Annotated in this window: 8 protein-coding genes; 4 read left to right on the top strand and 4 right to left on the bottom strand. The window is 29.0% G+C overall.

Annotation, left to right across the window (positions count from 1 at the left end; all coding sequences use genetic code 4):
- Window positions 1–125: 125 nt before the first annotated feature.
- Window positions 126–473 carry a hypothetical protein gene (locus UDIV_RS03005; protein WP_038103149.1) on the bottom strand — a complete coding sequence of 116 codons (348 nt, stop codon included), beginning with the start codon at window positions 471–473 and terminating at the stop codon, window positions 126–128.
- 234 nt (window positions 474–707) lie between these two features.
- On the opposite strand from UDIV_RS03005, the gene UDIV_RS03000 reads away from it, so the two are divergent.
- A complete protein-coding gene (locus UDIV_RS03000; RefSeq protein ID WP_038103147.1) occupies window positions 708–1,361 on the top strand; it encodes a restriction endonuclease subunit S in 654 nt (217 codons plus the stop codon).
- A gap of 81 nt (window positions 1,362–1,442) precedes the next feature.
- On the top strand, window positions 1,443–2,297 hold the full coding sequence (locus tag UDIV_RS02995; RefSeq protein ID WP_038103143.1) for a hypothetical protein: 855 nt from the start codon (window positions 1,443–1,445) through the stop codon (window positions 2,295–2,297).
- 71 nt (window positions 2,298–2,368) lie between these two features.
- Here UDIV_RS02995 and UDIV_RS02990 read toward each other — a convergent pair whose 3' ends face one another.
- Window positions 2,369–4,342, bottom strand: coding sequence for a bifunctional metallophosphatase/5'-nucleotidase (locus UDIV_RS02990; protein ID WP_038103142.1), 1,974 nt, complete (start codon window positions 4,340–4,342; stop codon window positions 2,369–2,371).
- Between the two features lie 139 nt (window positions 4,343–4,481).
- Between UDIV_RS02990 and UDIV_RS02985 the strand changes: the two genes are divergently transcribed.
- On the top strand, window positions 4,482–4,745 hold the full coding sequence (locus UDIV_RS02985; protein WP_081847828.1) for a DUF2188 domain-containing protein: 264 nt from the start codon (window positions 4,482–4,484) through the stop codon (window positions 4,743–4,745).
- A gap of 64 nt (window positions 4,746–4,809) precedes the next feature.
- Here UDIV_RS02985 and UDIV_RS02980 read toward each other — a convergent pair whose 3' ends face one another.
- Complete coding sequence (locus UDIV_RS02980; RefSeq protein WP_038103139.1) at window positions 4,810–5,700, bottom strand: Cof-type HAD-IIB family hydrolase; 891 nt, start codon at window positions 5,698–5,700, stop codon at window positions 4,810–4,812.
- A gap of 16 nt (window positions 5,701–5,716) precedes the next feature.
- Complete coding sequence (trpS, locus tag UDIV_RS02975) at window positions 5,717–6,718, bottom strand: tryptophan--tRNA ligase (RefSeq protein WP_038103136.1); 1,002 nt, start codon at window positions 6,716–6,718, stop codon at window positions 5,717–5,719.
- A 175-nt stretch (window positions 6,719–6,893) separates the two neighbouring features.
- Here trpS and UDIV_RS02970 point away from each other — a divergent pair, with 175 nt between their 5' ends.
- Window positions 6,894–7,286: a Spx/MgsR family RNA polymerase-binding regulatory protein gene (locus UDIV_RS02970; protein WP_038103134.1), complete on the top strand. Its 393-nt coding sequence runs from the start codon at window positions 6,894–6,896 to the stop codon at window positions 7,284–7,286.
- The last annotated feature ends 54 nt before the right edge of the window (window positions 7,287–7,340 follow it).

Below are 7,340 nucleotides of genomic sequence, written 5' to 3'. Positions count from 1 at the left end.
AAAGATAGTGTTCGCAAACATTATTATGCTAATGATGTTGATGCACTCTTACTATCTTATAAAAACTAACAAAGAAAAGAATATAAAAACCCACTAATTGAGCTAGTGGGTTTTGTTGTCTAGTTTTAGTTAACTTTTTTCTTAATTGTTGAGAATACAAATGTTGGTTTATTTGTATCTTCTAATTCTACTTTTTCATATTTACTTAAACGAGCAGCTAGTTCATTAACTTGTCTTTTAAGTGAACTAATTTGGTTGTCTCGTTCAATTAAAGCATTAACACATCAATCTTGATCAAAGAAGTCTTCTGATGATTCTAAGGATTCTAGTTCTAAACAATGTTCACATAAAAAACCATTTAGATTTTCTATTCCACAACTTATACAAAAACTATTATCTTCTTCTTGATCTTTAGTTTTAATGAATTCATCACATGATTCATTAAGGCAAACACCTTTATCTTTTTTATTCATAATTTGCCTCCATATTTATTAATAAATTGTAATACAAAACCTTATCATTAAATTAATTTAAAAATAATTATTAATATTGTTTTAATAATGAATAATAAGAAGTAATATTAGTATTTTAAAATAACTATATTATCTAATCTATCAATAAATTTATTAATATAGTAGATTAACTATCATTAATTATTAATTGGTAAAATATAAGAATTATATATGTTGGTTTTTTAGGGTGGGGTTATGAATAAGAAAGTTGTTTTAAGAGAGATAGAGAGAGAGAGAGAGAGAGAGAGACCGGAGTTAAGGTTTAAGGGGTTTGATGGAGAGTGGATAAAAACATCAATTAAAGAAGCATCATGCTATAGACGTGGATCTTTTCCACAACCTTATGGAAACAAGGATTGATATGATGGAGAAGGTTCTATGCCATTCATTCAAGTCGTTGATGTTTCTAGTTCAATGAATTTAGTCGATGATTCTAATCAAAAAATTAGTTCAATAGCACAACCGATGAGTGTCTTTACAAAAGCAGGTTCTATTTTAGTTACTTTGCAAGGAACAATTGGACGAGCCGCAATAACACAATATGATGCTTATGTTGATAGAACTATATTGATATTTGAAAAGTATAAAATCAACATAGATCCTAGATTTTGAGCCTATATAATTAAATTAAAGTTTCAAACAGAAGCAACGAAAGCACCTGGTGGAATAATTAAAACCATCACAATTGATGCTTTATCTAAATTTCAAGTATTAATCCCTAACCTTCCTGAACAACAAAAAATCGCCAATTTCTTCAGTCAACTAGACAATTTAATCTCACTTCAATCTAAAAAAGTCCAAAAACTAAAAGATATTAAAAACGGATGTTTAAATAAGATGTTTGTTTAAATTTCTTATATAATCCTAACAACCAATCAATAAATATGTTCATTACTTTAAGAATTCTTTTATTTATTAGAATCTATTATTATGAAGAAAAAACATTTAATTTTAAGTTTATTAATCCCAATAACATTTACAACTATAACTACTGTTGCAATTAGTTGTAAACAAGAAGAATCTAAACCAACAGAATCAAATAAACCTACTAATCAAGTAGTTAGTTTATCTTTTAATACCAACCCAGTATTAAACCCAATTAATAATAACCAATATGAATTAGTTGTTAATGTTACTAATGCTAATAATAAAACATTAGTAGCTAAACTAACTAAAAAGGATGATAAACAAACCTTTAGTACTGTTAATAAAGTTATAGTTAAAGATAATGTAGCTAAATTGGTGTTTTCTAATTTAGCTATCAACTCTTCATATTATTTAAGTAATGTATCTATTTTAGAAAACAATAATGAATCAAAACCTATTGATTTAGATTCATCAATAGTTAATCATCCATTAATAATTAATTGAGACTTAGACCTTATAAAATTAGATCAACAGATTCCAGCTAATGCAACTGTAGCTAAATGGTTTTATGATTCATATAAACAATTAAGTGAACAAGAGAAAAGGTTTAATTGAGTAGTAGCTCAAATTAATGCTAATGCATCAAGTCAACCTGAATCAGAATTAACTAAAATTAAAGAACAACATAAGATGTTTGCATTAATTACAAACACCATATCAACTAAGTTTTTAGAAACTTATTCTTCACATAAGCAAGAACAATTATCTAATGCTTTAAATCAAATCAGTTCTATTCTTGCTAAGAATATAAATAATACTAATACTAGTTCAATAAATGAACTTAAAACTATTAATACTTTATTTCTTAAAGGTTTAATAGCTGCTGAATTAGAGCTTTCTAAAAGTAGTAAAAGTTAATTATTTGGATAGAAAAAAGCACCTGGAAGGGGTGCTTTTGTTGCGGGCTTAAGGTTGTTGATTAGGTGTAATTATTTAGTAGGAGCAGCTGGTGTTTTAGTAGAATTGTCGATGTAACGATCAGATGCATTAAAGTTTTGGTATTTATCCATTAACTTTTCTTTCTTTTCAGCTGGTGTTGCTTCTAATCATCTAATTAGTAAATATTTGATAGCGTTTTCAAAGTCTTGGTCATATCGGCTATCAACGTTCTTAAGTGTTTTACTGAATGTATAACCATCCCCGTTTGTTCACATGAAGTTATTAACTGCGATGATAACTGTGTCATTATCATTTAATTCTTTAAATTGACCATCTTCTTGTTTCTTTTCGATCTTAGTGATTCCATCATTTGTCTTAGTAATTCTTAACTTACCACCAAATGGAGCTTTCCCTTTAGTTTCATTAGAGAATTCTTTCTTTAAATCAGCTACACTAATTTCACCCATAATGAAGAAGTTATCAAATGGTGCAACAGTTAAAATATCTTTCTTAGTGATTGGTCCAGCAGGGATATCTGCTCTTAATCCACCAGCATTTCAAAGAACCGCATCAACTGGTTTTTCTATACCAGTAGTTGGATGTTTGTATTTTAAATTATCAGCAGCTAAATCTGATACAAATGAACCAACAGCACCTTGACCAAAGTATTCACGTTTTAATTCTGTTGGGTTGTTTTGAACTAACACATCTTGATCTAGTTTATCTTCAATTGCTTTAGCTTGATCTAATACTTTCTTCATAGCTAATAAGTTTTGATCATAGTGTTTGTTTTTAGCTGGGTCTAATAAATCAGCTTCAGGAACAAAATGAGTTCCATCAATTTCACCAGCTGTTGATAGTCTTGGATTAACTATCATTTCTGATCATAATAATTTGTTTTCGTGGTTTAAATTAAATCTTAATTCTGAAATTGTATTTGCTTTAGAGTGTCCTTGAGCAACAATAATTTGGTGTCCATTTTTGTTTCGCATTTTATCATTAACTAATTTGTGAGAGTGAGCAGCAAGAATAGCTGTAACATTATTGCTTGTCATGTTCTTAATGATTTCAACAGCTTCTCCTTCAGTTCCCTTAAGAGCTACTTTTCCATCACGTCAAACTTCTGTTTTATCTCCTCTTTTACGAGTTAATTCATATTCATTAGCAAACGAGTGAGATAGAACAACTACAGTATCTACTTTTTGTTCTTTAATTAATTTTTCAGCATAGTGGTCAACAATTTTAGCTAGATTTTCTGGTTTACCACCAAAATCTAAATCTTTAATGTTTGCAAATAAAGTAGTTCTTACAGTATCTTCAGTTGCTAAACCAACAATACCAACTTTAAATCCATTAAAATCAATAACAGATGTTGGATCAACTCAATCTACTAATTCATTAGTTCCTTTTTTAAAGATGTTAGCAGCTAAGAATTTCTTCTTTGGTTGGTTTGGTCATAATGTTTGAGCAAATGTTTGGAAACCTTGATCGTTTGGTCCTTCAACCAAACTCATATATTGTTTAGCTAAAGCCATATTACTTGCAGTTCTTGGATGTTTAGGATCTAAGTATTCAAGTCCTCAGTCAAACTCATGGTTACCAACTACTGATTCAACTGGGTTAAGCAAAGCAAGAGCTTTACCAGCCATTAATCCATGAGTTAAATCTGAAGCTAGTCCACCTTGGTAGTTATCTCCACCTAAAACAACAGAAACATTATCTTTACCATAACGTTGACGAATAATGTTGATATCGTTTAAAACACGAATCATTCCATAACCATCTTTTTTGATTTTGTTGTTTACAACATTTTCTAAGATAGCACCATGTAAATCATTAACATTAACAAGTGCTACTGTTCTTGCTACTTGTTTAGGGTCTAAAGTAGTTGAGCCATTGCTGTATAATTGTCTATTTTTAGATTGATTATTACATGCAACAGCAACAGCACCAATAGTTGAAAAAGCAGCTAAAACACCAAGTCCAGCCATTAAAATTCTATGTTTCTTTTTAATTTTTTTCATACTTAAAATTTAAAACCTGTCTATACAAATATTTATTGGTATATAGTCTAGCATATATAAAAAGTATTTTAAAAATTAAATTATTGTATTATTTAATATAAGAGATATAAAAATCTTTATTTTCAAACAGGAGTTTATAATGGCAACAGTAGCTAAAAAAAGTACTACAAAAACGCAATCAACTGAAAAAGCCGCTCCAAAACCAACTTATTATTTATCACCTTATGGCGACAAAGGGTGGAAAATTATGAAGCGTGGAGGAGTTAGAGTAACTAAAGTTTTCAAAACTAAAAAAGAAGCTTTAGAATATTCAAAAACACTTTGTAAAAACCAAGAAGCTGTGATTTTTATCCAACGAAAAGATGGTAGTTTCCAAGATGTTAAAAACTACCGTGATGAATAAAGTAATTCAAGGGCATTAGAAAAGCACCCAATTTGATCACGGGTGCTTTTTATTGTCTTTTTAATTAAGCGTTATGCTTAGCTAATTCTTTAAACATATATTCTAATTCTCACACAACACCATTTTCATCATTAGTGTGCTTTGTGATGTGTCGAGCCATTAATTTAGCTGTTCGAGTTCCATTTTTCATAGCAAACCCATAACCAGCATTATATAACATTGTTAAATCATTTTCTCCATCTCCAAAAGACATACAACGATCTAATGGAATCCCATAGTAAGAAGATAAATAACGCATCGCCATTGATTTATCAGCAAATGCTGAGTTGATTTCAATGATTTCAACATTATCAGATGGTTTAACTGATCAACTACGGACAGCTAAAGTTGGTGCAATTCTTTTAATGTGATAAACCATAGGATCAAACAATGATTTTGAATTCACATTTAACAATAGTGCATTAACATCAGATTCTAATTTCTTTAAATCATTACACATTGTAACAACACATTCATCATTATCAGGAATCTGAACATGGAAAATATTCATAAATGTGTTTCAAATTGCTGGATCTAAATTATTGTTTAATAATCTAGCTGAATTATTAGCTTCAACTACAGCATTAGTAATATTTTTAGAAATAAATGGATCTTTTAATATTGCTTTGGCAATATCTTTACTAAAGGTCATATTAATTGGTTGAAAAGAAGAATCGCTTGGATTAGATATGTATGCCCCATTATAATTAGCCATTACAGTATCTAAATTTAATTGGTTATAAATATCAATAGCACCACGAATTGGTCGACCAGTTACAATACAGAAAATATGTCCTTGATCAATGATTCGTTTTACTCCTTCAATTGTTTTAGGGTCTAATTGTCCACTACTATTTAATAGTGTTCCATCTAAATCACATGCTATTAAAAACCGATTTGCTTTACTTCTTTTCATTCAACTACTCACCTATTTAAATAAATTTCATATTCTTTAAAGCTAAATCAATTGTTTGTTCAGCAACTTGATTAGCTTTCTTAGAACTATTGTCTATTATTATATCTAAATCATCTGATTTAAGTCAATCATTTATTTTAGATTGGATCTTGGCTATATACTCACTTACTAGATTAGCTAAATCAGTTTTAAAGACTCCATAATTCATTCCATCATATTTTTGTTCAATAGCTTCATAACTCATATTAGTTAAACAAGCATAAATAGTCATTAAGTTACTGATTCCTGGTTGGTTTTCTTGATCATAATGAACCTTATTTAAACTATCAGTTACAGCTCCTTTAATTTTTTTAATGATAGTAGCTGGTTCATCACTTAAAAAAATTGTTCCCTTAGGGTTTGGATTAGATTTAGACATTTTAATTGATGGGTCTAACAGGTCCATGATCTTTGCTCCAATAGGGGGAATATAAACTTCAGGAACAGTAAATGTTTCTTTATACCTTTTATTAAATCGTTCAGCTAATACTCTTGTTAACTCTAAGTGTTGTTTTTGATCTTGACCAACAGGGACAATGTTTGAATTAAAAATTAAAATATCTGCAGCCATTAAGGTTGGATAAGTAAGAAGCCCTGTTGGTATTAACTGAGTATTATTAGCCATCTTTACAGCTTTAGTAGCTTTATCTTTAAACTGAGTCATTCGTTCTAATTCACCAAGTGCTGTTTGACACAATAAGATATGACTTAATAAAGGAATTGATTTAATAGAAGACTGATAAAACAAGCAAGCTTTATTAGGGTCAAGTCCTGCTGCTAAATAAGTAGCAACAATTGCTCTTTTATTAGCTACAAAATCTTTATTATCAAATGTATTAGGTGTTAATGAGTGTAAATCAGCTACGAACAAAAAGACTTCATACTCTTCTTGTAATTTAACAAAATTAACAATAGCTCCTAAATAATTTCCTAATGTAAGATTATTAGTAGGTTGAATCCCTGATACTAATCGTTTCATACTACAACTCCTTATAAGATATGGTTTTTATTTTGATTTAAGACATTAATAGATAATTATTAAATACTAAATAGGTGTTTATAATAAACAAGATTTAGTAAATATACTTTATAATTATAAAATAATATCTTGGGTTTATTTTCAAAGGTAATAAAGGAAACAACAGCGTAAAGTTATGATCCATGTTTTTTATACGCCCAACTGTAATGCTTGTAAAAAAGTAATTAAGTTTTTCCGTGACAACCAAATTCCTATTCAAAAAATTCAAATTGGTGTTGATTTCATTGAACACAAGATGTTAGTAGAAATTTTATCAATTTGTGAAAATGGATTTGAAAACATCCTATCTTTTAAAACTGATAGTTCGAAACGAATGAATTTAAATCGTGAGAACTACTTAAATTTAACTTCAAAAGAAGTAATGGGAATGATTGAAAACGACCTTAACTTTTTAAAACGACCTTTGATATATCAAACAGATAAAGCTGGTAATCCATACCGGATCCAGACAGGATATGATCCAGAAGAGATAACCATCTTCTTAAGGGGTAAAGAACATTGAAAATAACCAAAACCCTTACTTATTATGTTTATGTTAATAAAAAGGTAACAGATCAACATC

This window comes from Ureaplasma diversum NCTC 246 (assembly GCF_000731915.1).
GTDB classification, from domain to species: Bacteria; Bacillota_I; Bacilli_A; order Mycoplasmatales; family Mycoplasmoidaceae; genus Ureaplasma; species Ureaplasma diversum.
Note: the sequence above shows the minus strand (reverse complement) of the source record. Positions and strands in the feature narration are given on the sequence as shown.